Annotated in this window: 25 protein-coding genes and 1 pseudogene; 23 read left to right on the top strand and 3 right to left on the bottom strand. The window is 32.9% G+C overall.

Annotated features, from left to right (window positions below; translation table 11 throughout):
- The first annotated feature begins 110 nt into the window (after nucleotides 1-110).
- The 8 genes from AC3EMB_RS14135 to AC3EMB_RS14100 all read left to right on the top strand — a co-directional run bounded on the left by AC3EMB_RS14135 (nucleotide 111) and on the right by AC3EMB_RS14100 (nucleotide 7566).
- Entirely contained in the window at nucleotides 111-971 is an 861-nt protein-coding gene (locus AC3EMB_RS14135; protein WP_016081238.1) for a DegV family protein, read from the top strand.
- A gap of 290 nt (nucleotides 972-1261) precedes the next feature.
- Entirely contained in the window at nucleotides 1262-2845 is a 1584-nt protein-coding gene (locus tag AC3EMB_RS14130) for a M3 family metallopeptidase (protein WP_488517076.1), read from the top strand.
- Nucleotides 2846-2857: 12 nt separating this feature from the next.
- Nucleotides 2858-3604: a WecB/TagA/CpsF family glycosyltransferase gene (locus AC3EMB_RS14125; protein WP_488517075.1), complete on the top strand. Its 747-nt coding sequence runs from the start codon at nucleotides 2858-2860 to the stop codon at nucleotides 3602-3604.
- Nucleotides 3605-3619: 15 nt separating this feature from the next.
- Nucleotides 3620-4618 carry a phosphotransferase gene (locus tag AC3EMB_RS14120; RefSeq protein ID WP_488517074.1) on the top strand — a complete coding sequence of 333 codons (999 nt, stop codon included), beginning with the start codon at nucleotides 3620-3622 and terminating at the stop codon, nucleotides 4616-4618.
- A 20-nt stretch (nucleotides 4619-4638) separates the two neighbouring features.
- On the top strand, nucleotides 4639-5340 hold the full coding sequence (locus AC3EMB_RS14115) for a 5'-methylthioadenosine/adenosylhomocysteine nucleosidase (protein ID WP_226606927.1): 702 nt from the start codon (nucleotides 4639-4641) through the stop codon (nucleotides 5338-5340).
- Between the two features lie 19 nt (nucleotides 5341-5359).
- A complete protein-coding gene (locus AC3EMB_RS14110) occupies nucleotides 5360-6019 on the top strand; it encodes an HAD family hydrolase (protein ID WP_488517073.1) in 660 nt (219 codons plus the stop codon).
- 54 nt (nucleotides 6020-6073) lie between these two features.
- Nucleotides 6074-6778 (top strand): alpha/beta hydrolase, encoded by a 705-nt coding sequence (locus AC3EMB_RS14105; protein ID WP_488517072.1) that lies wholly within the window; start codon nucleotides 6074-6076, stop codon nucleotides 6776-6778.
- Between the two features lie 335 nt (nucleotides 6779-7113).
- A complete protein-coding gene (locus AC3EMB_RS14100) occupies nucleotides 7114-7566 on the top strand; it encodes a GNAT family N-acetyltransferase (RefSeq protein WP_053564206.1) in 453 nt (150 codons plus the stop codon).
- Nucleotides 7567-7754: 188 nt separating this feature from the next.
- Here the strand turns inward: AC3EMB_RS14100 and AC3EMB_RS14095 are convergent, their stop codons facing one another.
- The gene (locus tag AC3EMB_RS14095; RefSeq protein ID WP_000591776.1) at nucleotides 7755-8171 is read right to left on the bottom strand and encodes a hypothetical protein; all 417 of its coding nucleotides are present in this window, start codon (nucleotides 8169-8171) and stop codon (nucleotides 7755-7757) included.
- 121 nt (nucleotides 8172-8292) lie between these two features.
- Between AC3EMB_RS14095 and AC3EMB_RS14090 the strand changes: the two genes are divergently transcribed.
- The 9 genes and pseudogenes from AC3EMB_RS14090 to AC3EMB_RS14050 all read left to right on the top strand — a co-directional run bounded on the left by AC3EMB_RS14090 (nucleotide 8293) and on the right by AC3EMB_RS14050 (nucleotide 16975).
- On the top strand, nucleotides 8293-8940 hold the full coding sequence (locus tag AC3EMB_RS14090; protein ID WP_000865979.1) for a response regulator transcription factor: 648 nt from the start codon (nucleotides 8293-8295) through the stop codon (nucleotides 8938-8940).
- Nucleotides 8933-10312, top strand: a complete 1380-nt coding sequence (locus AC3EMB_RS14085) for a sensor histidine kinase (RefSeq protein ID WP_340719968.1) — start codon at nucleotides 8933-8935, stop codon at nucleotides 10310-10312. Before AC3EMB_RS14090 ends, AC3EMB_RS14085 begins: the two co-directional genes overlap by 8 nt.
- Before the next feature lie 185 nt (nucleotides 10313-10497).
- The gene (locus tag AC3EMB_RS14080; protein WP_048656243.1) at nucleotides 10498-11343 is read left to right on the top strand and encodes a peptidylprolyl isomerase PrsA; all 846 of its coding nucleotides are present in this window, start codon (nucleotides 10498-10500) and stop codon (nucleotides 11341-11343) included.
- 318 nt (nucleotides 11344-11661) lie between these two features.
- Nucleotides 11662-13401, top strand: a complete 1740-nt coding sequence (locus tag AC3EMB_RS14075) for a Xaa-Pro dipeptidyl-peptidase (protein ID WP_454484993.1) — start codon at nucleotides 11662-11664, stop codon at nucleotides 13399-13401.
- A 226-nt stretch (nucleotides 13402-13627) separates the two neighbouring features.
- Complete coding sequence (locus AC3EMB_RS14070) at nucleotides 13628-14392, top strand: class I SAM-dependent methyltransferase (RefSeq protein ID WP_088114752.1); 765 nt, start codon at nucleotides 13628-13630, stop codon at nucleotides 14390-14392.
- A 203-nt stretch (nucleotides 14393-14595) separates the two neighbouring features.
- Nucleotides 14596-14859 carry a hypothetical protein gene (locus AC3EMB_RS14065; protein ID WP_016081250.1) on the top strand — a complete coding sequence of 88 codons (264 nt, stop codon included), beginning with the start codon at nucleotides 14596-14598 and terminating at the stop codon, nucleotides 14857-14859.
- 269 nt (nucleotides 14860-15128) lie between these two features.
- Nucleotides 15129-15359, top strand: coding sequence for a hypothetical protein (locus AC3EMB_RS14060; RefSeq protein ID WP_000789031.1), 231 nt, complete (start codon nucleotides 15129-15131; stop codon nucleotides 15357-15359).
- A gap of 535 nt (nucleotides 15360-15894) precedes the next feature.
- A pseudogene (locus AC3EMB_RS14055) lies at nucleotides 15895-16382 on the top strand (ankyrin repeat domain-containing protein).
- Nucleotides 16379-16975: a DJ-1/PfpI family protein gene (locus AC3EMB_RS14050; RefSeq protein WP_488517071.1), complete on the top strand. Its 597-nt coding sequence runs from the start codon at nucleotides 16379-16381 to the stop codon at nucleotides 16973-16975. The pseudogene AC3EMB_RS14055 and the gene AC3EMB_RS14050 overlap by 4 nt, the downstream one beginning before the upstream one ends.
- A 19-nt stretch (nucleotides 16976-16994) precedes the next feature.
- Here the strand turns inward: AC3EMB_RS14050 and AC3EMB_RS14045 are convergent, their stop codons facing one another.
- Nucleotides 16995-17921: an aldo/keto reductase gene (locus AC3EMB_RS14045; protein WP_095690711.1), complete on the bottom strand. Its 927-nt coding sequence runs from the start codon at nucleotides 17919-17921 to the stop codon at nucleotides 16995-16997.
- A gap of 284 nt (nucleotides 17922-18205) precedes the next feature.
- On the opposite strand from AC3EMB_RS14045, the gene AC3EMB_RS14040 reads away from it, so the two are divergent.
- From AC3EMB_RS14040 to dltD, 6 genes are all read left to right on the top strand, one after another.
- Nucleotides 18206-18562, top strand: coding sequence for an FtsB family cell division protein (locus tag AC3EMB_RS14040; RefSeq protein WP_001228736.1), 357 nt, complete (start codon nucleotides 18206-18208; stop codon nucleotides 18560-18562).
- A 296-nt stretch (nucleotides 18563-18858) separates the two neighbouring features.
- Nucleotides 18859-19185 (top strand): DUF3870 domain-containing protein, encoded by a 327-nt coding sequence (locus AC3EMB_RS14035; RefSeq protein ID WP_000271314.1) that lies wholly within the window; start codon nucleotides 18859-18861, stop codon nucleotides 19183-19185.
- 186 nt (nucleotides 19186-19371) lie between these two features.
- Nucleotides 19372-20433: a dipeptide epimerase gene (locus tag AC3EMB_RS14030; protein WP_001038451.1), complete on the top strand. Its 1062-nt coding sequence runs from the start codon at nucleotides 19372-19374 to the stop codon at nucleotides 20431-20433.
- Between the two features lie 40 nt (nucleotides 20434-20473).
- On the top strand, nucleotides 20474-21475 hold the full coding sequence (locus AC3EMB_RS14025; protein ID WP_488517070.1) for a C40 family peptidase: 1002 nt from the start codon (nucleotides 20474-20476) through the stop codon (nucleotides 21473-21475).
- 19 nt (nucleotides 21476-21494) lie between these two features.
- On the top strand, nucleotides 21495-23117 hold the full coding sequence (locus AC3EMB_RS14020; RefSeq protein ID WP_488517069.1) for a peptide ABC transporter substrate-binding protein: 1623 nt from the start codon (nucleotides 21495-21497) through the stop codon (nucleotides 23115-23117).
- A 335-nt stretch (nucleotides 23118-23452) separates the two neighbouring features.
- A complete protein-coding gene (gene dltD, locus AC3EMB_RS14015; protein WP_098127586.1) occupies nucleotides 23453-24634 on the top strand; it encodes a D-alanyl-lipoteichoic acid biosynthesis protein DltD in 1182 nt (393 codons plus the stop codon).
- Nucleotides 24635-24674: 40 nt separating this feature from the next.
- Here the strand turns inward: dltD and AC3EMB_RS14010 are convergent, their stop codons facing one another.
- The gene (locus AC3EMB_RS14010; RefSeq protein ID WP_000558692.1) at nucleotides 24675-24899 is read right to left on the bottom strand and encodes a hypothetical protein; all 225 of its coding nucleotides are present in this window, start codon (nucleotides 24897-24899) and stop codon (nucleotides 24675-24677) included.
- Between the last annotated feature and the right edge of the window lie 116 nt (nucleotides 24900-25015).

Below are 25015 nucleotides of genomic sequence, written 5' to 3'. Positions count from 1 at the left end.
GCATACAATATAAAGTGTTTTCCTTTCTTCATTTAAGTTTTACGTATATAATTTAAAAGTACTATTTTTATTTTATTATTTTATATTTATAACAGAATAGAGGTTTAAAAATGGGTGTTAAAATCATTACGGATAGTGCGGCGGATTTACCAGTAGAATTGCTGCAAGCATATGATATTGATTTAATTCCACTCCGTGTATATGATGAAGCAGAAACAGAGTATTTAGATGGAGTAACATTAGAGTCAGTTACATTATTGCAAAAAATGAGAGAAGGCGCTGTTTATAGAACGTCATTGCCTTCACTTGAAACTTTCCAAGAAAAATTTGTTTCTTATGCAAAAGAAGGTAATCCTTGTATATATTTAGCTTTTTCATCTGAACTATCTGGTACATATCAATCATCAGTTGTCATTAAAGAGGAAGTAAAAGAAACATATGCAGATTTAGATTTAGAAATTATTGATACGAAATGTGCTTCGCTTGGTCAAGGTCTTGTCGTTTTAGAAGCTGCTAAAATGGCAAAAGACGGCGCATCAAAAGAAGATATTTTAAACCGTGTCGCTTTTCTAATGAACCATATGGAGCACATCTTTACTGTAGCTGACTTACAGTACCTTGTTAGAGGTGGACGTTTAAGTAAAGTAGCTGGTTTTATCGGTGGTTTACTAAACATTAAGCCGATCTTAAACGTGGAAGAAGGAAAACTTGTACCACTTGAAAAGGTACGAGGGAAAAAGAAAGTACTTGGCCGAATTGTAGATATTATGGAAGAGCGCGGAAAAGACCTTAAAGGTCAAACAATTGCTATGACTCATGGCGACGACTTAGAAACAGCTGAAGCATTAAAATCATTAATTACGGAAAGATTTGGCTGTGAAGTATTTATCGTAAATACAATTGGTGCAGCAATCGGAGCACATACAGGTCCTGGCGTTATAACGTTATTTTTCTTAAATGAAGTAGAGTAAAGGATTGATCTTTTGATCAATCCTTTTTTATTTTTTAATCTGTGATAATCGGTCGATATGGTATTGATGAAGATAAAATCTTTGAAGTTTTCCTATATCAAATGCCCTCTTGTAGAGGGAGTATTTTTTATATGTGGAATGATACTTAATGGTAGAAGAAAAGAGTATAAATACGAATGTATTTATAGGAATCTGAATATTTAATGATATCGAAATTTTGTCATTTCATATATAATTGTGTAGGGAGAAATATCTGTAACTATTTGTAAAAATAGGAGGCGGCTATAAAAATGCAAGAAATTTCTAGATGGGATTTAAATCGATTGTATTTGAATGAGGATATTCTATTTCCGATTTTGGAGTTGAAAGAGCAATATTTTGTAACAAAAGATGTAGAGGTTCTTTCAAAGCTTATACAAGCTATTGAAAAAGCGGAATACTATTTCTACTGTCAATCGGTTGAAGAAAGTGTTTCATCTGACCTTACTAAATTGACTGTGAAAGTGAAGGAACTAAAAAGTGAAGTACAGCAAGTAATAAAACATAATGAAGTGGAAACTTCAGATAATACTAAGTTAATAAAAGATGAACTTAATGCGTGGGAAAATATGTACATACAATTACGGGATAGAATAGAAATAGAGCACAATAATAAACTATTATCCTTTGGACAAGCAAATACTATTGCAATGAATAGTGATAATGAAAAGGAAAGATTAGAAGTATTCGAGTTACTTACAAGTACTTTACATAAGGAAAAAGAAATCTTTGCTACCGTATTAAATCAAATAGGGAGATTGCGTAATATAAAGAGTAATGAAATAGAAGAGAGAGAGATTTTAACACAATCTTTTCATGCGAATGGCATTTCAGAAACTGTATTATTACAAATGTGGAATGTGACAGAAGAAAATCTTGATAAATTAGTAAGTGCTTTAAACATGTATAAGAAAGGGAAGGCTTCGATTACATGGCATGAACTTATGACAGTAAAGGAAAGTAATGAGGTTACTATTCCTTTTTCAGTAGCAGTACAAAACGTTTATGATGCATGTAAGAATATTGATGAAGAATTAGCAGAATTTGCACGTAATGCGATAGAAAGTGGATGGATAGATGCTGAACCGAGAGAGAATAAACCATCAGGTGGGTTTTGTGCTCCATTTTTCAGTGAGAAAGAATCGAGAATCTCCATGCGTTATGATGGGAGTATAGATAGTGTAAGAGTGCTCGCTCATGAATTAGGACATGCTTGGCATTTTTATAATATGAGTTTTGAACAATCTACATCTTTTTTAGATGATTATTTGCCGATGAGTACGGCTGAATCAGCATCTATTTTCTTTGAAACGGTACTCTTAAATTATCTAATTGAAACAACGGATAGTAAAGATATGAAAAAGGCATTGCTTAGCTGGAAAATAAGAAATAGTTTTAATTATGTAATGGCAATACGAGCATCGTATCAGTTTGAAAAAACATTTTATGAAAAATGTAAAGAGGGTCTATTAAGTGCTGATGAAATTGAGAAATTATCTATAATGGCACAAAAAGAAGCATATGGAAATGCTTTAAGTGAATACCAGCCGTTTGTATGGATGAAATATATTCAATTTTATATAGCAGATGTTCCTTTTTACAATTATCCATACACATTTGGATATTTAGTAAGTTTTAGTTTATTAGAAATAGCTCAAGAAAGTAAAAGTACTTTTCATCCGAAATATAAAGAGTTTTTACGAGAAACAGGAAAGGCTCCAGTAGAGGAGCTTATGAAAAAATATTTTGAAATAGATATAAGGAATTATGAATTTTGGAATAAGGCTTTTATTCAAATTTCTAAAGACATTGATGAATATTTGCAGCTTATTTAAGGAGAGAGTATAGTGGATCAGCAGTTTATAAAAGGTATACCTTTTTCAACTTTAGAATATGCAAAAGCTATAAGTTTATTAAAAGGTTGGCTACATGAGCAGCAAGAGAAACCAAGGTTTGTAGTAACTGCAAATCCTGAAATTGTTATGTCTGCAAAGGAAAATACGGAAAAAGCAAAGCGCTTTAAAAAGATGTTACTATCTGCGGATTTAATAACAGCGGACGGGATTGGTGTCATAATTGGCTCGAAAATATTAAAAGGAACTTTGAAAGAACGTGTTACTGGGGCGGATTTAACTCGTGATTTAATAAAATATTGTAACGACAATGAATATCGTGTCTTTCTTTTTGGAGCCGCTCCAGAAAGTAATAAAAAGGCATTAGAAAAATTAAATGAGCAGTTCCTAGGAGCACAGTTTAAAGGACAGCATGGATTTGTAAATGGTGAAGAAATAGAAAAAATAAAAATTAAGCAATTCAAGCCGCATTTACTACTCGTAGGACTAGGTTCACCAAAACAAGAAGAGTTCATCTATGAAAACATACAAACATTAAACGTTCCGCTATCTATTGGTATCGGAGGCATGATTGATATAATATCTGGTACTGTAAAAAGAGCACCGAAAATGATGAGGGATACTGGAACTGAATGGCTGTATAGGTTACTCTCACAGCCGAAAAGATTGAAGAGGCAACTTGTACTTCCGAAATTTTTATTGTCGGTTATGTTAGAGAGAGTGAAAGGAATGCCAAGCTAAGAAAGGACAAGTAAGATGATAGAGCCGTTATCTAATGAAAAAGCTACAATGATTTTTCAAGAACTGAAAGTAGAATGTGAAACTTTATTTGAATTTAAAATTCGAAATGCAATACCTATTCATCGTGGTTGGCTAAATTTGAAGTGGAAACTCGAAACGGATGTAGGGGATTTTGTATTAAAGCAATATAATCAAGAACGGTACAAAATGTATAACTCAGACCTTTTAATACAAGCATTACAACAACAGCAAAGATTACATAATAATGGTGTAAGTTGTCCAAGGGTATTAATTTATAAAAATAATGTAATGCATAAATCAAAAAGTGATGAAAGATTTATAGTATTAGAACATAAGGAAGGTAGCTTAGTTTCACCAGGAAAAGTGAATCAAAAGGAAATTCACTCTCTTGGTCAGACGATAGGTTATATGCATAACTTGTTAAATGATGGCTCTTTAATAAAAGGAGAAAATCCTAAATTTGTTCCACCTACTAAAGAGGCGAGATTGAAACATTGGGAAGAAAAAATGAGAGAAGTAGAGAAGCTAGGAAAAGAGCACATTCTCCCTTATATAAAATTACAGCAAGAAGCAACACAATTGGTAAATACAGAACAATTTCATAATAGCCAACGGGGATGGGTGCACCGTGATTTATGGGTAGATAATTTCTTGTTTCTTAATGATAAAGTATCAGCGATTCTTGATTTTGATCGCATGGATTACGATTATGTAGAGTTAGATATTGGCCGTGTAGTTATATCGTGCGCATTAAGTGACGGAGTATTAAATAAGAGTCTTGTTGCATCATTTTTAGAAGGGTACCGCAATGAAGTAGACTTTCCAGTAGGGAATATTGTTCAGGCAATTCAAATGCTTTGGTACATGGAGAGTACTTGGTGGATCCATGCCAATATGGATCAGCATAGTGTACCACCTTCACGCTTTGCAGATGAAATGAATTGGATAGCTGAAAATTATGGTGTATTACATCATATATTGGCCGACTTATAAATAAAGAGGAGACTACATACATGAACAGAATCGGCATTATTGGAGCAATGCAAATTGAAATAGATTTACTTTTAGAAAAACTAGTTATACAAGAGGAACAGACAATAGCGGGAATGCCTTTTTATATTGGAGAATTCATGGGAATAGAAGTAATTATTACACGTTCTGGTGTAGGGAAAGTAAATGCAGCTGCATGCGCGCAAACATTAATTCATAAATTTGTTGTAGATTCTATCATTAATACAGGCGTTGCTGGCGGATTACATTCAGATGTAAAAGTCGGCGATATAGTTATTTCAACGAATGTTACTCATCATGATGTAAGTAAAACTCAAATGAAAAACTTATTTCCGTTCCAAGAGGAATTTATTGCAAGTAAGGAATTGGTAGAGTTAGCACGTAAAGCTTGTATTAGTAGTAGTTTACAGATTGCAGTTCATGAAGGAAGAATTGTCAGCGGTGAATGTTTTGTTGAAGATTCAAAGTTAAAGGCGAAATTAATAGACGAATACGCACCTCATTGTACAGAAATGGAAGGGGCAGCAATTGGACATGTTGCCTATATAAATGATATACCGTTTCTCATTATAAGATGTATTTCTGACAGCGCAGATGATGAAGCTCAAATTTCTTATGATGACTTCGCGAAAACTGCTGCGAATTATTGCTCAGAAATTATTATTGAGATGCTTAAAAATATAAAGAGTAAAACTGTACTATAGTTCAAAAGGAGAGAATGAGATGTTACAAGCATTAATTTTTGATATGGACGGAACGTTATTTCAAACAGATAAAATTTTAGAATTATCGTTAGATGATACTTTTGATCACTTAAGATCACTACAATTATGGGATACAGTAACTCCAATTGATAAATATAGAGAAATTATGGGTGTGCCGTTACCGAAAGTTTGGGAAGCTTTATTACCGGACCATTCTATTGAAGTAAGAGAACAAACAGATGCATATTTTTTAGATAGACTTATTGAAAACATAAAAAGCGGAAAAGGCGCTTTATATCCGAACGTAAAAGAAGTATTTACGCATATAAAAGAAAATAATTGTTCCATTTACATTGCTAGTAATGGTTTGAAAGAATATTTACGAGCAATCGTAACTTATTATGCTTTAGACAAGTGGGTGACTGAAACGTTTAGTATTGAACAAATACAATCGCTAAATAAAGGTGACTTAGTTAAAAGTATTATGAACAAATATGATATAAAAGAGGCAGCCGTAGTTGGTGACCGGCTATCTGATATAAATGCAGCGAAAGACAACGGTTTACTTGCAATTGGGTGCAATTTTGATTTTGCGCAAGAAGATGAACTTGCTCAGGCTGATATAGTAATAGATGATTTAATGGAGTTGAAGGGGATATTGCCTGCTGTACAGAGATAAATAAAGTGTGTGCATTTTTTCCAAGTCCTATATGTCTTATTTTATGGAGGGAATATGTTTAAAAATAATTTTAAAATTAGTAATATTCCCGCGGTCTTGTGGGGAGATAAGAGTGAAAAAATTTTTATTGCAGTACATGGAAATATGTCAAATAAGGAAGATGCAGTTATTCAAATATTAGCTGAAGAAGCCAATCGAAAAGGTTATCAAGTATTAAGCTTTGATTTACCTGAGCATGGAGAAAGAAAAAATGATAACACTCCTTGCAAAGTACAGATTAGTGTTAGTGAATTATCTATAATTATGAATTATGCAAAAGAACATTGGAAAGAAATAAACGTGTTTGCATGTAGTATGGGAGCGTATTTTAGCCTTTTAGCTTTTCAAAATGATGTGATAGAAAAGGCGTTATTTTTATCACCAGTAGTTAATATGGAACGAATTATCGAAAATATGATGAAATGGTTTAATGTAACACCGGAGCTTTTACAAAAAGAAATGACTATAGAGACACCTATTGGTCAAAAGTTATATTGGGATTATTTATGCTATGTAAAAGAACATCCTATTAATATATGGAATATAGATACATATATTATGTACGGAGCCAAGGATGAACTGTGCGAATTTGAAACTATTAACTATTTTACAAAAAAACATCGTTGTGAATTAGAAGTTATGGAGACGGGTGAACATTACTTTCATACTGAAGAACAGTTAAAGATATTTGAACAGTGGTTACACAAACATATCGATTAACAAATTACAATTTATTTTGAACCTGTTAGAGAAGAATGAGAAATATATAAACTTATTGTATATTTGAGAGAATTTATAAATGGTGAATGTATACACTTAAACAAACACATGCTTTAATTCAATAAGAATTAAACAATTTTAAAGAGCCTTATCACACACTAGATTGTAGCAAGGCTCTTATATTTTCATAATAAAATTAATCAACTGTATTATCGGTTTAGATATGAAGTGAAGAATACGCACGCTATGAATTAAATAAAGTAACAACCATAAAAATGCTCAGAATAAATGATTCTCGAGCATTTTATATATTTTCGTACTTAGGGGGAATGGACTTGAAAGATATACATATTCAACAAATAGAAAATTTAATGGGATATGAATTCAGTCATCTCGTTCAAGACAGTGAAGAAGAAGGTTTTAATTTCCTTATAAGGCTAATAAGTGAATATAAAAACGAAATAAATACATTCAATAAAACTGGAGAATGTTTATATGGTATTTTTCAAGGTGATATGTTAATTGGAGTTGGAGGTTTAAATGAGGATCCGTACACAAAAGACAATAAGATTGGGCGGTTAAGGAGATTTTATATTTCAAAGGATTTTCGGCGTATAGGGTTAGGGAACTTATTATTGAACCAACTATTATGTCATGCGGAAAAGTATTTTGAAGTGATTGTATTACATGCTGACACGAAGCAAGGAGATGCGTTTTATACTGCAAATGGATTTGTAAAAGAGGGATTATATAAGGGGTCTAGTCACTACAAAGTATTATCGAGGTAGCTACCAAAAGAATAGACGGACAGGTTTTTTGTTGGTAAATCGATATATCTTAAAAATCGCTGATATATGAAGTTGCGATCCTTATATTAAAAACCAACTTTTATAATTTCATTTACTGAATTGTTATTATAAAAAAGAGCACCTTAGCTTTTAAAATTTAGCTTATAAGGTGACTCCTTTTCAGTCAATTACGTTTTAACGTTCATTTGTTTCAATAATAATCCTGGTTTACCTTTTACATAATAAAAATGCGGATTATTTTCATCATCATAAAGCATAATATAAGGCTTTTCATTTAGTGGGAGCAGTATAAGTACTTCGTCTATTGTAGTGTGTAACCATTGATTAGTAATAGAAACCGGCTTAGATAATGGGATTTTTATCATATAGCCATCTTTTGGAACGACATTTAAGTTTTTAAATGGACCAGTAATTGCTTTAGCGTATTGAACTGCTTCTTTTTGGACTATTGGATCTAAAGATTGTTTTTGAATGACCATTTCTTTTTGACAATCAAACACTTCAATTTGTTGATTTGTATTTGCTAATGCATTTGTTGATAATAGAAATAAAAGAAGAGAAATGACCCCGATTTTTTTTATCATAATACAACACCTCACCATTACTATCCCCTCAAAAGCTTTAAATATTTTTCTGTCACATTCATGTAACAAAGATGTTGTATGATACAATTGGTTTTTGTTTAAAAGCAATGGAGGAAAAAATATGAAAGTTTTAATTGCAGATGACGAACAAGATATGTTAAGAATTTTAAAAGCTTATTTTGAAAAAGAAGGCTTCGAAGTTTTATTAGCAAAAGACGGAGAGGAAGCACTTCAAATATTTTATGATGAAAAAATTGATTTAGCTATTTTGGATTGGATGATGCCAAAACATAGTGGTATTACTGTCTGTCAGGAAATAAAAAAGAATTCAAGCGTAAAAGTATTAATGCTTACGGCGAAAAGTGAAAGTGAAGATGAATTAGCAGCACTTCAAAGCGGGGCAGATGAGTACGTGAAAAAACCATTTCATCCAGGAGTACTAATTACGCGAGCGAAAAAACTTATTCAGCATGATGATATTATTCAAGTACAAGATGTAAAAATAAATTTCGCCAAAAATAAAGTATATAAAAATGATATAGAGTTAGAAATTACAAAAACAGAGCTCGAATTAATAAAATGCTTTTTAAATCATAAAGGAACGATTTTAACTCGTAAAAAATTGCTAGATATTGTATGGGGATTTGACTATTTTGGAGAAGAGAGAACGGTTGATACACATGTAAGAAGGCTGCGTAAAAAAATTGGAGAAAATATTATTAAGACGCATCGCGGGCTGGGCTATAGTTTGGAGGAACAAAGTGAATAAACTTGGGAAAAAGTTATTTTTAAGTATTTCTGCAACTGTTATTCTCATCTTTATGATTTCATTATTATTCATTAACAATCTCTTACCGAACTATAATATTTATAAAACACGTGAAAACTTAAATAAATTTACAACACAAATACAAAATACAACAGTGGAAAATATAGAGGATGTTATTCATACAATTGAAAGTGAAAATAACGTTACAATTGCGTATACGCCAATTAATCAGTCAGAAGATGCTATGAACGAAGCGTTACGCATGCAACTTACGAAAAAGAAAGTAACTTTAAATAAGCTTTGGATTACGAAAGACGAAGTTATGAAAGTGAAGACGGAAGGGCAATCCAATAAACTGTACGATCAAGGAAAGGTAAAAGCGAGTTTTTTTGCTAAATATATTGCGAAAGATGATACGATAATTTTAATTGGGACTTCCATTGCGAATTCAAATGAAATTATAAATACGTTAAATACATTTTACTTATACATCGTATGTTTCTCGCTCCTTCTTATTATTTTACTTGTGTGGATACTTTCAAAAATAATAACGACGCCACTGAAGGAGCTAAGTGATGTGGCTCAGGATATTTCACATTTGCAGTTTAAAAGAACGAAAGTGAAAACGAATGATGAAATAGGAGAGTTGGCCAATAGTATTAATATCATGAGTGAAAAACTACATGAAGCACATCAAGACTTAACTAATCGTAATGAACATTTAAAACGATTTATGGGTGATGTAACGCATGAATTAAAGACACCGATCGCATTAGTAAAAGCATATTCTATGGGGATTAAAGATGGATTAGATGATGGGACTTACGTAGATACAATTATTAAACAAACAGATCAAATATCAAATTTAATTGAAGAACTATTACGATTTTCTAAACTAGAAAGAGATATTTTACAAAAAGAAGAATTCCCCATTGAACCACTGGTCCAGAGTATATTAGATAAGCATCAGATTGACCTGGATTCGAAAGCAATTGACTTACAAGTAAACTGTAATACGGGTGATACAATCGTTTATGCAGATTTAAATAAAATGAGAATGGTATTTCAAAATTTAATTTCTAATGCAATAAAATATACCGCAAATCAAAGCATAATAATTACTTTAGAAGATAGAAATAAAAGTATATATTTTCAAATAAAAAATGGCATTCATACGGATAAAATTAAAGATATCGAGAAAATTTGGGAGCCTTTTTACGTACTAGAATCTTCTCGTAGTAAAGAAAAATCAGGTACAGGATTAGGACTAGCGATAGTGAAAAGTATTTTAGAAAGACATGGTTTTGAATATGGAGTTTCCTCTATAAATGGAGAAATTCAATTTTATATAAATGTGAAAAAGGACAAATGAAAATTTAGTCCTTTTTGCAGCTTTAGAGGTTAGCGATACAGGATGAATCACCATAATTTTCAAAATTGATGTATTAAATGGAGAATTAGCAAATGTTCTACTTTCATTAAATTCACGTGAAGTTCACAGGGAAACGTTATATTTACATAGTTACATTTGAATTTAATGAAGTGAGGTATTCGGATTTGAAAAGAAAGAAATTAGTAATTGGTAGCATTTTAATGGGGATGACGTTATCTTTATCTGCATGTGGTTCATCAGATAATATTGTAACTACAAAATCAGGAAGCATTTCAGAAAGTGATTTTAACAAAAAATTAAAAGAAAACTATGGTAAACAGAATTTATCTGAAATGGTAGTAGAGAAAGTATTAAATGATAAATATAAAGTTACGGATGAAGAGGTAACGAAACAACTGAAAGAATTAAAAGACAAGATGGGCGATAATTTTAATACATATATGGAATCTAATGGTGTGAAAAATGAAGATCAGTTGAAAGAGAAATTAAAGCTTACTTTCGCTTTTGAAAAAGCTATTAAAGCAACCGTAACGGAAAAAGATATTAAAGATCACTATAAGCCAAAGCTTCAAGTTAGCCATATTTTAGTGAAAGATGAAAAGACAGCAAAAGAAATTAAAGAAAAATTAAATAGTGGCGAAGATTTCGCGGCATTGGCTAAACAATACTCAGAGGATCCAGGTTCTAAAGAAAAAGGTGGAGAACTATCTGAATTTGGACCAGGTATGATGGTGAAAGAATTTGAGGATGCTGCATATAAGTTAGAAGTTGGTCAATTGAGTGAACCTGTTAAATCTTCTTTCGGATATCATATTATTAAGCTAACGGATAAAAAAGAGCTTAAACCATATGAGGAAGAGAAAGAGAATATTCGTAAAGAATTAGAACAGCAACGTATACAAGATCCTCAATTCCATCAACAAGTTACTAGAGATCTGCTTAAAAATGCAGATATAAAAGTATCTGATAAAGACTTGAAAGATACCTTTAAAGAGTTAGAAAAAAAATAAATGGAATGTAAGACAATCGATAGAAATATCGGTTGTCTTTTTCTCTATTTTTCCGGCTATTTGCCGGGCAGTAAGACCCCAAAACTCAAAATTCAGCGGAAGCAAAGAAGTTAGGTGGGGGCCCCGCTGCCCGTAAACGCCCGATTGGTGAGGGCTCACTTTATATAGAAGCTGGGAGTGGGAAAATACTTTCACACCTGTATTGAATTTTACTTAATAAGAAATCTTTGAGTTTCTCAACTATTATATAAAAATAAAACTGAATTTTCAGTTATTTTGTTATATAGTAAAAGAGAACGAATAAGGGGAGGGAACATTTTGAGTAAAAAGAAAATGGCAATTACACTGTCAGCAATGCTATCTGCAACAATTATACCTAGCTTTACTATGGATGTGCATGCAGAGAAGAAAGAAGAGACTAAAAATACGAAAATTGAATTAGAAAATGGGATGACAAAGCCGATTTATTCTCTCGATGAAGCCATTATCGAAAATTTATATGTAGAGACAGAAGTTGATAGTGATCGCGACGGTAAGAAAGACAGAGTATCGATAAAAGTTATGCGTCCAAAGACAGATTCGAATGTGAAGGTTCCTGTTATTTATGAAATGAGTCCATATCGATCTGGATTAAAAGATGTTCCTGTATATAATGTAGATGAAGAATTGTATGCGTATGAAGGAAAACCGTATGGAGCGGTTAATCTTGGTTCGTATGGGAACTATTACGTGCCAAGAGGTTATGCAGTTATTCTAGGCGAAAGTATCGGTACTGGAAAATCAGATGGATGCCCTACAACTGGAGATGAACAAGAAATACTCGGTACAAAGTCTGTTATTGATTGGGTAAACGGTCGCGCGAAAGCATTTACAGAACAGGGTGAGGAAGTTCAGGCAAATTGGTCTACAGGAAATGTAGGTATGACTGGAGTTTCTTATAATGGTACACTACCAAATGCTGTTGCGACTACTGGAGTTGAAGGTTTAAAAACAATTATTCCAATCGCAGCAATTAGTAGTTGGTATGATTATTATCGTGCAAATGGTGCAGTAATTGCGCCAGGCGGATATCAAGGAGAAGATACAGATAATATGGCAGAAGCAGTACTGACAAGGGAAAATCCTGAAGTTTGCGGACAAGTTATAAAAGAGTTAACGGCTGGACAAGACCGAAAAACAGGTAATTATAATGATTTTTGGGATAAACGCAATTATGTAAAAGATGCTAAAAATGTAAAAGCAAGCGTATTTGTTGTTCATGGTTTAAATGATTGGAATGTTAAGACGAAGCAGTTCGCGCAATGGTGGGATGCACTCGGAGAAAATAATGTTCCTCGTAAAATGTGGCTACACCAAGGTGGTCATGGTGGGACATCAAGTAATAACTGGCAGCAAACACAAAATAAATGGTTAGATTATTGGTTGTACGGAATTGAAAATGGAATTATGGATGAACCAATGGTTGATGTGCAAAGAGAAAATAAATCGTGGCAAAAGATAAAAAATTGGCCAGATCCAGCGGCTGTACCTTCAAAAATCCGTATGTATTTAAGTAATAAATCAGTCAATTTCCCACTAAGTATGGGATCGGCTAATAAAGTTTTCTCATTCTTAGATGATGCACAAATGAAATCAAATCAATTAGTAGCAAACCCAGAATTAGAAGTAGCCAATCGATTAGTATATACAATGCCTGTACTTCAAAAAGATACACGCATAAGTGGTACACCAAAGATTTCAATTACAGGAAATATTGATCGATCTGTATCAAATTTAACAGCATTACTTGTTGACTATGGAGGAGCGAAGCCGGAAATCGTAACGAGAGGCTGGATGGATCCACAAAACTTGAATAATATAGAAGATTCAACAGCGATTCAACCGGGCAAAGATTATACATTTATATGGGACATGCAGCCAGATGATTATGTCTTTAAAGCTGGACATCAAATAGGGGTCGTTTTAATTGCTAGCGACTATGATTATACAATTAGACCGAAAGCGGGCACGAAACTTACAGTGAAATTAAGTGAAGTGACATTGCCGATTGTGAAATAAATATTTTTTCCAAAGAGCTTACTAAAGTAAGCTTTTTGTTTTATAGTCTGAATTTTTAATTTTATATTTCAAATTGGAAGGTTATGTAATACAATATCATTATATTCTATGGAAAGTGAGTGATATATTATGACAGTCAGCTCTTTCGAAAGCGCATTAAATTTAGAGGTACAGGAAGATTAGTTGAATTGGAATCTTCCGTACGTAAAAACGGAGGAGAAAATAAATGTTTAGTTTTTATAGTACACTTTGTACGGAACTGTATGATTACACAAAACCAGTCGGTTATTCTTTAAATGGTGATATTGAGTATTACAAAGAACGTTTAAAAGATTGTAGAGGTAGAATTCTCGAAGCTGCAGTAGGTTCAGGGCGTGTCATCATTCCGCTTCTAGAGGCTGGTTTTAAAGTGGATGGGATAGATTATTCACCTGAAATGCTTGATTCTTGCCGTAAGCGGTGTAAAGAGAGAGGCTTACATCCTAATTTGTATGAAGGAAGCTTGCAACAATTTTCAATTCCGCATAAATATGAGGCAATTATCATTCCTACTGGATCTTTTTGTTTAATTGAAAATCGTGTGGATTCTATAAACGCATTGAAATGTTTTTATGAACATCTTAATCCAGGCGGACGATTAATCGTAGATATTATGCTTCCGCATGACTGGAAGACTGGGGAAATTCATACATCGACTTTTTCTTTGCCGAACGGAGACGGAATCACATTAGAAAATAAATCAATTGAAATAGATTGGCTGAACCAAGTTACTGTATCATATTTGAAATATGAAAAGTGGAGTAAAGGACAGCTAGTACAAACAGAGTTACAACGTTTTGCGCTGCGCTGGTATGGAATAGTAGAGTTTAAACTCCTTTTAGAAAGTATAGGTTTCTCTAACATTACTTGCTCTGCCGAATATGATTATGAAAAAGAACCGTCAAATGCAAATCAAATGATTACTTTTGAAGCTGTGCGAAACGAGAAATAAAAGAACTATCTATGAAAATAAGGCAATTGATATAATATCGATTGCCTTATTTTAATTGTATATCGCTTACATGTTATTAGGTTTTCATTGTCCAAGCATTCTGCTACTTACTACATATACTATTTATGTTAAAGTCAGCTACTATTTTATATAGGGCTGTTATTTCCTATAAATGCTATTTTAGTGAAGTGGGAGGAATCAATTTGGAAAATATAGAACAAGATAGAATTGAAAATCAAGTGTATTCAAATCGTGTAGTAAGATCAGAATTTGATGCGAATTGGGAAACTTGTATATCAAAGAGTGGTTATGTAATTTATGTAGCAACAAGTAATAATGCTGAAGTAATAGTACTTCTTGCAGATGGTTCAAGTAAATTATTAATTTTCGAAAAAGGCGGTAAAGTGGTAGTAGGTGGCGGTGGAACAAGTCATTACAGTAAGCCACATATTGCAAGAAATATTTAAGGTAAAACATGTTAATTGAGAAGAAGCTGGAAGACGGTTAGTCATTCATTTTTAGAGAATGACTAACCGTCTTTAAATGTAGTTTTTGAAGAATTATATAACCAATATAAAAAGCATTTCCTATTTCGGGAAATGCTTTTTATATGTTATAGTATAATAGTGTTTTAAAACAATGTTATTTTAATATATTTCAAATTTTGTTATGTATTATTTTTATATTAAATTAGCACATAAAGTATTTTTTTATATAAGGAGTAGTAATTAGAGAAATGAAAAATATAGACTTTATACTAGAAAGTGATGAGGCATTAAAACCGTCTGAACGATTAGTACTATTATTATTAGAGAAGCATAGAATGTTATATACAAACGATCTATTGGCATTATCAAATTTATCATATAAAACATTAACAGATTCATTAACGGCGCTTGTTTTAAAATCGTATGTGTTAAAGGAAACAGGTAAGGGAAGAAGACAGAATTGCTATAGATTAGTATGATAAGGCAGCTGTTTTAGAGATTTTTACATATGTTTTTTCAATCGTAAGGCGAAAATAAGTTTTTTGTTTTCAAACGAAAAGCTCACTATAAGAGGGACAAAGATAGTGGCGTTTCATTTTTGTAAACGTAATTATTTCGTCATTGAAAATACAAAAATAAAATAAAACCGCATAAAACAGAAATAAAAAAACAATCCATTTTTAAAATGGATTGTTTTTTTATTGGAATAATATTATTTGATATGTTGAAAGCATGAATAGCAGAATAAACATTACCTGTTTTAGTTTATGCAACTGAACGAATATGATGAAAACTATGTGTATAGTTTTTTTAATTGCTTTTTTCAGTAACTCTAATGAAATCATAGTCTTTATTGTTTAAAGGTATTATTTTTAACATTATTGCTATTCAACATTAGTACAAAAGTGATTTATAATATTATTATGTAAACTTAAGTTTTTAGAAGGAAAATGTAATAATTAATAGAACATGTAGAAGGGGATGCTTAAATATTTTGAAGGATAGGAGATTATTATGGAGCATTTACAATCAATAGCACAAGCTGTTTTAAGTGGTCATAAGGAAAAAGTAGTGGAGTTTATAAAGGCGAGTCCAAGTATTGTTAACGAATGTAGTGAAGATGGATGGACACCACTTCATTTAGCAGCTTATTTTGGACAGAAATAGCGAGTTTTCTTTTAGAAAGCGGTGCAGATATACATAGTAGAGCGAAAAACGAAAATGAAAATACGCCTTTGCAAGCAGCAATTGCGAACAAGCAAAGTGAACTTGTTGCTTTCTTAATTGAAAAAGGATCAGATGTAAATATTATGCAAAGTGGTGGCTGGACAGGACTTCACGAAGCGGCATTATTAGGAAATGAAGAAATAATTATGTTACTCCTTAAAAATGGAGCTAATAAGATGATAAAGAAAAATGATGGGAAAACAGCGTATGATATTGCATTAGAAAAAGGATATGATCATCTATTACATCATTTGAAACAGGAAGTGAACTTATGATGAATAAATGGAGTGTTGGTATATTTTTATTTAATGAAGTAGAAGTGTTAGACTTTGCAGGGCCATTTGAAGTTTTTTCTGTAACTGAGGTGAATGAAGAAAAACCATTTACTGTTTATACAGTTAGCGAGAATGGGGAAATGATTACAGCAAGGAACGGATTGAAGGTACAGCCAGATTATAGTATTGAAAATTTACCACCAGTGGATATTTTAATAATTCCGGGTGGGCTAGGTGCTAGAGAATATGAAATAAAAAATGAAATAGTAATAAAATGGATTCGCCAACAAATGAAAGAAGTAACGCTGATGACTTCAGTTTGTACAGGAGCGCTATTACTGGCGAAAGCAGGTTTACTGGAAGGTTTAAAAGCAACAACACATTGGGCTAGTATTGAAAAGTTTCAAAATGAGTTTCAAAATGTTGAAGTTATAGAAAATGTAAAGTTTGTAGATGAAGGACATATTATAACATCTGCTGGAATTTCAGCTGGAATTAATATGGCATTTCATATTGTGAAAAACTTGTTAGGTATGCATGTTGCGGAGGACACAGCGAAGCGAATGGAGTATGATATTAGTTTGTCAAATTAAAAAGCCCGAATTGGGCTTTTTATATTGAATGAATATAGTTAAGCTCTTCATCACTCAAAATAGGGCGAACAGATGCATTTGCATTTTCTTGTGCTTGCATTCCGGTTTTGGCACCAGGAATTACAACACTTACTGCCGGATGAGAGAGTACATAGCGAAGTGCAAGTTGCCCTAGGGTCTGATTTTTATTTGAGAGCAACCGAAGTTTCTCTACGGTTTGTAAGTCTTCTTGAAACCAAGTTTCATTTGGCCAATCTTTGCGTAAATCTCCATCTGGAAAAATTGTTTTATTTGTGAATTTTCCAGTTAAAATGCCCATTTTTAATGGACCACGAATAATAGCTCCTAGATTTTCCTCTTGTAAGAATGGTAAAATATCTTTTTCAGGTTTTCGATTTAATATATTGTAATCAAGTTGTACGATATCAATTTCGTTGTTGTTATTGAAATGATGAATGTATTGTAAATCATGAGTCGAAACACCGACTGCCCTTACTTTTCCATCACGTTTTAATATGTCAAATGCACGTAGAAATGCTTCTGTTTCTCTACGATTATGCCACCAAATATGACAAAAATAAAGATCAATATAATCTGTTTGAAGACGTTGTAAACTTGTTTCAAATACAGCGATGATTTTTTCGGGAGTATCATATACAGGAACTCCATTAGGGTCGTAGTGGTGTCCGATTAAACCACCTTTCGTTGATAGGATAATATCATTACGATGTCCTTTAATCGCGGTGGCCACCAACTTTTCACTATGTCCTAAACCATACACATCCGCAGTATCAATAAAATTCACACCACACTCAATTGCTTTTTTTATAGCAGTTATAGATTGTTTATCGTTAACAGGTCCCCATTCATCACCACCGATTGCCCATGCCCCAAAACCTATTTCAGAAACAGTTATTCCAGTTTTACCTAATGTGCGGTAATGCATATTTCCCCTCCTTGTAAGCATGTTATAACATGGATATGTGGGGTAAGAATTTTTTGTGTGAAAAAACTCTTCTACAATAGTAGAAAAAGAATTACAGAAACTACTATTTTATAGCAGCATGTATAAAAAAAAACGGTGTAAATGTAGAAATGTCGTCGAATGCTATCTTTAATTGGTTAATTTATGGGATATTTTTGTGAAGGAGTTTATTTTATAAGAATAGAATTTAGTTTAGTAAGAAAACGTGCCGATGGTAGTGAAAAATATGGGTTAGGGGGATTTGAATGAGGAAACTCAAACGAGTAAATGTTCCTAATATACCAGAGCAATCATCACAACCTAGTGACAAGCGTAAGATAAATAAAAAGAAGTTAAGGCGTCTTATTTTAATGGTCCTTTTTATTGCGGCAACTACTCTGTACGTTCAATATATTTTAACGAAACAACAAGAAGTAATTGATAAAAAGAAAGATATGATTACGGATCAAAAGAAACAATTAGTATCTTTAAAGAAAGATAAAGGTTCTTTAAAGACTAACATAGAAAATTTAACAGACGATGAAGAAGAAATTTTGAAGTTTGCGAGAAAAGAGTATCAATTTTCTAAGTCAAATGAAACTATATTTGTGATGCCAAAGTAATAAAAAACAGTTAGCCATTGAACTGCACCTCCAATTGTTAGACACCGTCTAACAATTGGAGGTGCAGCTTTTTATGTATGAATGTCATGGTACAAGGAACAATCACATATTGTAAAAATGAAGAGTTTAAGCTATTTGCATAAATATGGAATATGCACTAAAATAAATGTTGTTAAAATTCTGTCAATTATATTATAATACAAGGTATGCGGATACATTTTTTAATCAACGTTGAGTTCCTCGCTCATACGACTATTAAGAAACCCGTTATCCTCGTATAAGAAAGGAAGATAGCTGTGTACGCTTCAAATACAATTTATATCGTAGGGGATGCGAAAGCACCTCAAAATAATCCCATTACTGAAAAGTTTAAAAGCTATTTTGTAGCATTTGTACTTGTTAAGGATACAGGGGAAATTGTAGATGCAGACTGCTCAGCGACAATTGCATTAACATCTCAATTTGTTAAATATTTATTTCTACATAAAAATATAAATGACCCGGCGTTAGTAATGGAAGTAAAGAACCGATATTTCGGCTCTTCTCAAAAAGCGTTACTTGTAGCGCTAAAAGATGCACAGAAAAAATATAATCAGATTGCTGCTTTGTCTACTCAATCATAGACAAAATCCAGCCGTAAGAATCATTCTTATGGCTGGATTTTTTTATTTCACATTATCGTTCTACATCAAAAGTAAACGAAAACAAAGTAGAGTGATAGAAGAGTAAATGCCCAATGAGTTTACCTAATAATTCGTGGGTATAAATCTCCGGTGGATTAAGATTTCACTTCATTGGAGAACGAAAGGATGAACAAAATGAAAATTACAGATGTAAAAGTAAATCGTAGACGTATAAAACTTCATACACCGTTTAAAACCGCGCTTCGTACTGTAACAGAAATTGAAAGTATAGATGTTTATATTCATACAGACGAAGGAGTGATTGGTAAGGGGGCTGCAGCCGCAACGCCAGTTATTACGGGTGATTTCACCAGTGGAATGGAAGAAGCGATTTTAGGACCGATGCGTTCATGTTTAATTGGTCAAGATATCATTCAGTTTCAGCAGTTACTACAGCGCATTCAAATGAGTTGTATTGGAAATTCAAGTGCGAAAGCAGCGGTAGATATCGCTTTATATGATGTATATTGCCAATATCAAAATGTGCCGTTATATGCATTGTTAGGCGGGAAGAAAGAAATTTATACCGATATTACAGTGAGTGTGGATGAGCCTGTATTAATGGCAAAAGAAGCGAAGAAACATATAGAAAAAGGATTTCAAACATTAAAGATTAAAGTGGGTAAAGAGGCGCATTTAGATTTGGAACGTATTGAGGCAATTCGAAATGTGGTACCAAGAAATACGACATTACGTTTAGATGCGAATCAAGGTTGGAGTCCAAAAGAAGCGATCTCTATCATTCAAGAGATGGAAAATCGTAATTTAAATATAGAATTTATTGAACAACCAGTACACGCGAAAGATTGGGATGGGTTAAAGTACGTCAAAGATCGTGTGCAAACGCCAATTATGGCCGATGAAAGTATATTTTCAGCAAGTGATGCATTAAAGCTCGTTCAAGGAAGATACGCAGACTTAATTAATATTAAATTAATGAAATGTGGTGGCATACGTGAAGCATGGCGTATTGCAGATATCGCAGAAACGGCTGGTGTGAAGTGTATGGTGGGAAGCATGATGGAATCTTCACTTTCCGTTAGCGCTGTTGCACATTTAGCGGCAGCACATCCTAATATACATTATTTTGATCTTGATGCACCGCTTTGGTTAATGGAAGAGCCAGAAGGAATGACTTATTCTGGATCAAAGGTAAACCTTCAATCAACAGTGAATAGTAAGTCTTAGGAGAAGAGACTAGTAAACTATTTTTTTAAGGGGGATATATATGAAAAAAGTAGGAACTGCATTTTTAACAACTTTATTTATATTTTCATCGTTTACATCGGCAAATGCTGAAGAAAAGAAGGATAATAAAGCATTTATAGATGTATCTGCTGCAACGTTATGGACAGCACCTGATTCATTAAGGTCAATCGATACACCGAGTGCAACAAATCCAGTGGATCTTTGGAAATGGACGAAATCAATGACACTTGACGAGAAACTATGGTTAACAAATGCAAATAAATTAGAAACACAAGCGTTACTCGGTCAAGAAGTAACTGTTATTGATAAGAAAGGCGAGTGGGTGAAGGTATTAGTGCATGGACAGCCAACACCACGAAATGAAGAAGGTTATCCGGGCTGGATGCCTGAAAAGCAATTAACATATAATCAAGAATTTGCAGATAAAACAAATGAACCTTTTGTGTTAATAACTAAGCCAACAGCGATTTTATATATAAATCCTTCTGAAAAACATAAATCACTTGAAGTCAGTTATAATACAAGACTGCCGCTATTAAGTGAAGACACAATTTCATACCGTGTATTGTTGCCAAATGGTCAGAAAGCATGGCTACGAAAAAATGATGGAACAGTTTACCGTTCTCAAACTGATATTCCAAAACCGACAGCTGATGATTTAATTAACACAGGGAAAATGTTTTTAGGTTTACCGTATATATGGGCTGGTACAAGTGGTTTTGGATTTGATTGCTCTGGCTTCACGCATACGATCTATAAATCGCACGGCATTACAATTCCGCGAGATTCTGGACCGCAATCAAGAGCAGGAATTGCAGTTGATAAAGAAAACTTACAAAAGGGAGATTTAATCTTCTTTGCACATGATCAAGGGAAAGGTAGTGTCCATCACGTTGCAATGTATATTGGTGATGGCAATATGATTCACTCACCAAGAGCTGAAAGGTCGGTAGAGATTATACCGCTAAATACACCAGGATATACAGAAGAATACGCTAGTGCACGTCGTTACTTACCTTAAAAATAGAGGGGGTTTTCAAATGAAAAAAATTGTTCGTTACTCATTAGTTAGTACTCTATTAGCTTCTTCATTTTTAGTTGGCTGCGCAAAAGAAAAAACTGCAACAAAGCCGAAAGATGAGAAGAAAGTATTGCAGTTACTAGAAATAGGTGAAATTCCGTCGTTAAATTCAGGAAAAGTAACAGATGCAGTCTCGTTTAACGTTTTAAATAACGTAATGGAAGGACTATTCCGTTTATCGAAAAATGATGAAGTAATTGAGGCAGGCGTACAAAAATATGAAGTGAGTAAAGATGGAAAGACATATACATTCCAATTGCTTGATGCGAAATGGTCTAACGGAGATCCAGTAACCGCTCATGATTACGTATACGCTTGGAAGCAATTGATTAATCCAGATACCGCTTCTCAATATGCATACATTGCGTACGATGTGAAAAACGCTGAGAAGATAAATAAAAAACAACTAGGTCTAGATGAATTAGGAGTAAAAGCGAAGGATGATAAAACATTCGTCGTAGAGCTAGAACATCCTGTACCGTATTTTACGAAATTATTAATTTTACCATCCTTCTATCCAATTAACGAAAAATATGCGAAAGAGCAAGGTGATAAATACGGATTAGAAGCAAATAAAGCGGTATATAATGGACCATTTACATTATCAGAGTGGAAGCATGAAGCTAGCTTTACAATGAAGAAAAACGATAAGTATTGGGATAAAAAAGAAGTGAAGTTAGATGAAGTAAACTATCAAATTGTAAAAGAAATTTCAACTGCGGTAAATTTATATGAAACAGATAAAGTTGATAGAGCTGTTATTTCTACAGAATTCGTAGATAAATATAAAAATAATAAAGAGCTAAAACAATACACAGATCCAGTTATGTACTTCTTCCGATTTAATGAAAATGTACCGATTCTTAAAAATAAAAATGCAAGGCTTGCGCTAAGTACAGTTTTTGATAAGAAAGGACTCGCAGATTCATTTTTAAATGATGGTTCGGTTGCTGCAAATTATTACGTACCAAAAGGATTCTTAAAAGGCCCAGATAAGAAAGATTTTAGAAGTACGGCTGGTGAGTTTAATAAGACGAATGTAAAACAGGCGAAGGAATATTGGGAGAAAGCAAAACAAGAGACAGGTACAAATGAAGTGACGTTAGAACTATTAAATTATGACTTAGAAAACTTTAAAAAAGTCGGAGAGTACATTAAAGAGCAGCTTGAGAAAAATTTACCTGGATTAAAAGTGAATGTGAAATTACAGCCACATACGCAAAAATTAGCACTTGAGAAGAAGAAAGAATATGAAATGTCGTTATCACGCTGGTTACCGGATTATCCAGATCCAATGACTTACTTAGAAGTATTCCTTTCTGGAAGCAGTGTTAATAATACAGAATATGCAAACCCAGAATTTGATGCGTTAATTAAGAAGATTAAAACAGAATTAGGTAATGATGAAAAGGCTCGCTGGAAAGCAATGCAAGATGCTGAAAAAATGCTACTTGATGATGCAGTAATTGCACCGGTATTCCAGCGTGGATTATCTTACTTACAAAAACCATATGTGAAAGGTTTATATGTACATCAATTTGGTCCATCTACAAGTTTAAAATGGGCAGATGTACAAAAATAAAAGAATGGGGAAACAGACTTCACGTGTGTGATAGTCTGTTTTTTGTACAGTTCCGAATGAAATATAGACATTTCATATGTTTTTTCACGACTTAAAAATAAAATTATTACTAAAATTCCAGTGTGAAATTTATGTAGAATCTTGTATAATTAACGTGTTTCTATGGAAACATTTTCTGGCGCTATTTATATAGGGCTTAATAGAACAAGGAAGGAAATACATACATGTATATAATAGATAAATAGAATGGAACATGTATAGAGAAAAAGGAGAGAAAAGATGACGTGTCAAAAACAAGGGTTACAAGTTAATAACGATAGAAAGAGGGACAGAAGATGAAAATGAAGCATGCTTTTGGTCCTATAATTTTAGCGTGTGTGCTGTTTTTCATTATCATTCTAATCCCATCGAAAAGTTTGGTATCGCTTATTAGTGATAAGAAGGTAGAAGATGCGGCAACTTCTTTACAAAAAGAGAAATTACAAAGTGCTTTCTTACAGCAAAAAATGTTAGATAATTCACAGTATTTACCGATGTACGGTTCATCAGAATTTTTACGAATGGATGCATATCATCCGTCTAATTATTTCAAAGTAAATCCAGCTGGTTTTACACCGTTTTTAATTGGAACTGGCGGTACACAAAGTTTAGCTCATATTTTAAATATGACATCTACTATGGATGAATTAGAAGGTAAAAAAGTAGTCTTTGTTCTTTCACCACAATGGTTTACAAAGACTGGTGTTTCACAAGGGGATTTCACTAATAATTTCTCCAAACAACAAGCATATCATTTTATTTTTAATGATGAGATAAATCCAGAAATGAAGAAGCAAATCGCGAAACGGCTATTAGATTATAAAGTTGTTCAAGAAGATGATATATTAAAAAATTCATTAGAAGGTATTGTATATAATGATACGAAACATAACATAAAAGCAGGTTTAGTTAAACCACTTGCTTATATGTATCGAAATATTTTAGATCATAGAGATTTATTTAACTCTTTATTTAAAATCGAACCGATGAAAGAGAAAACCAATAGCGGGCTTCGTTCAATTTCTTGGGAAGACGCACGTAAACACGCAGAACAAGAAGGGAAAGCTGAGTCTACTACAAATACATTCGGAATTGAAAATCCGTATTATCATAAGAATAATCTGAAGAAAAAACTAAAAGGTTTAAAAAACTTTAGAGCAAATGAAACATATGATGAATCACCAGAATATGATGATTTACAAATTATTTTAGATTTATTTAAAGAGAAAAATGTCAAACCACTCTTTATTTCTGTACCTGTAAATGGGCCTTGGTATGATTATACTGGCTTCCCGAAAGAACGCCGTGAAGTGTATTATAATAAAGTTCGAGAACAGGTTGAGAAAGCAGGATATCCAGTAGTTGATTTCTCTGGTCATGAATATGATAAGTATTTCTTAAAAGATACGATTCATTTAGGCTGGAAAGGTTGGATTTATTTTGATGAAGCAGTGCAGAAATTTTATTCTGAGAAATAAAGTATAGAAATCGGAATGGCTATGAGCCGTTCCGATTTTTTTAGTATAGAGGATTTTGGTGAGGACAATTTGGGAATGCATGTATATCTTGAACCTGTCTATAATCATAATGTTTCATTGCGAACTGGGCTTGATAAAGGTATTCATACACATATAATTGCCCATCATGCGCTGAACATAATACACCTGAAGTTCCTTGCCCATTTATGAAGGAAATACCGATAGGGCGTCCGATTAAGTATGGTATTTTTTGCTGCCAATGCATAGGGGAATCACTCCTTTTTGAGATAATATACGAAAGGAATGATCGAATGGTTGGTTATCCATGTAAATGTAGATGGAAAGGTGTTATATAATTCCTGGAGATTAATTCATATATAA

It is taken from the genome of Bacillus sp. LQ16 (genome assembly GCF_057784645.1).
Note: the sequence above shows the minus strand (reverse complement) of the source record. Positions and strands in the feature narration are given on the sequence as shown.

Bases quoted from the DNA above. Each gene is read 5' to 3' on its own strand.
- AC3EMB_RS14135 (WP_016081238.1), top strand. From the start codon at position 111: ATGGGTGTTAAAATCATTACGGATAGTGCGGCGGATTTACCAGTAGAA.
- AC3EMB_RS14130 (WP_488517076.1), top strand. From the start codon at position 1,262: ATGCAAGAAATTTCTAGATGGGATTTAAATCGATTGTATTTGAATGAG.
- AC3EMB_RS14120 (WP_488517074.1), top strand. From the start codon at position 3,620: ATGATAGAGCCGTTATCTAATGAAAAAGCTACAATGATTTTTCAAGAA.
- AC3EMB_RS14115 (WP_226606927.1), top strand. From the start codon at position 4,639: ATGAACAGAATCGGCATTATTGGAGCAATGCAAATTGAAATAGATTTA.
- AC3EMB_RS14110 (WP_488517073.1), top strand. From the start codon at position 5,360: ATGTTACAAGCATTAATTTTTGATATGGACGGAACGTTATTTCAAACA.
- AC3EMB_RS14105 (WP_488517072.1), top strand. From the start codon at position 6,074: ATGTTTAAAAATAATTTTAAAATTAGTAATATTCCCGCGGTCTTGTGG.
- AC3EMB_RS14095 (WP_000591776.1), bottom strand. From the start codon at position 8,171: ATGATAAAAAAAATCGGGGTCATTTCTCTTCTTTTATTTCTATTATCA.
- AC3EMB_RS14090 (WP_000865979.1), top strand. From the start codon at position 8,293: ATGAAAGTTTTAATTGCAGATGACGAACAAGATATGTTAAGAATTTTA.
- AC3EMB_RS14070 (WP_088114752.1), top strand. From the start codon at position 13,628: ATGTTTAGTTTTTATAGTACACTTTGTACGGAACTGTATGATTACACA.
- AC3EMB_RS14060 (WP_000789031.1), top strand. From the start codon at position 15,129: ATGAAAAATATAGACTTTATACTAGAAAGTGATGAGGCATTAAAACCG.
- AC3EMB_RS14050 (WP_488517071.1), top strand. From the start codon at position 16,379: ATGATGAATAAATGGAGTGTTGGTATATTTTTATTTAATGAAGTAGAA.
- AC3EMB_RS14045 (WP_095690711.1), bottom strand. From the start codon at position 17,921: ATGCATTACCGCACATTAGGTAAAACTGGAATAACTGTTTCTGAAATA.
- AC3EMB_RS14040 (WP_001228736.1), top strand. From the start codon at position 18,206: ATGAGGAAACTCAAACGAGTAAATGTTCCTAATATACCAGAGCAATCA.
- AC3EMB_RS14030 (WP_001038451.1), top strand. From the start codon at position 19,372: ATGAACAAAATGAAAATTACAGATGTAAAAGTAAATCGTAGACGTATA.
- AC3EMB_RS14025 (WP_488517070.1), top strand. From the start codon at position 20,474: ATGAAAAAAGTAGGAACTGCATTTTTAACAACTTTATTTATATTTTCA.
- AC3EMB_RS14020 (WP_488517069.1), top strand. From the start codon at position 21,495: ATGAAAAAAATTGTTCGTTACTCATTAGTTAGTACTCTATTAGCTTCT.
- dltD (WP_098127586.1), top strand. From the start codon at position 23,453: ATGAAAATGAAGCATGCTTTTGGTCCTATAATTTTAGCGTGTGTGCTG.
- AC3EMB_RS14010 (WP_000558692.1), bottom strand. From the start codon at position 24,899: ATGCATTGGCAGCAAAAAATACCATACTTAATCGGACGCCCTATCGGT.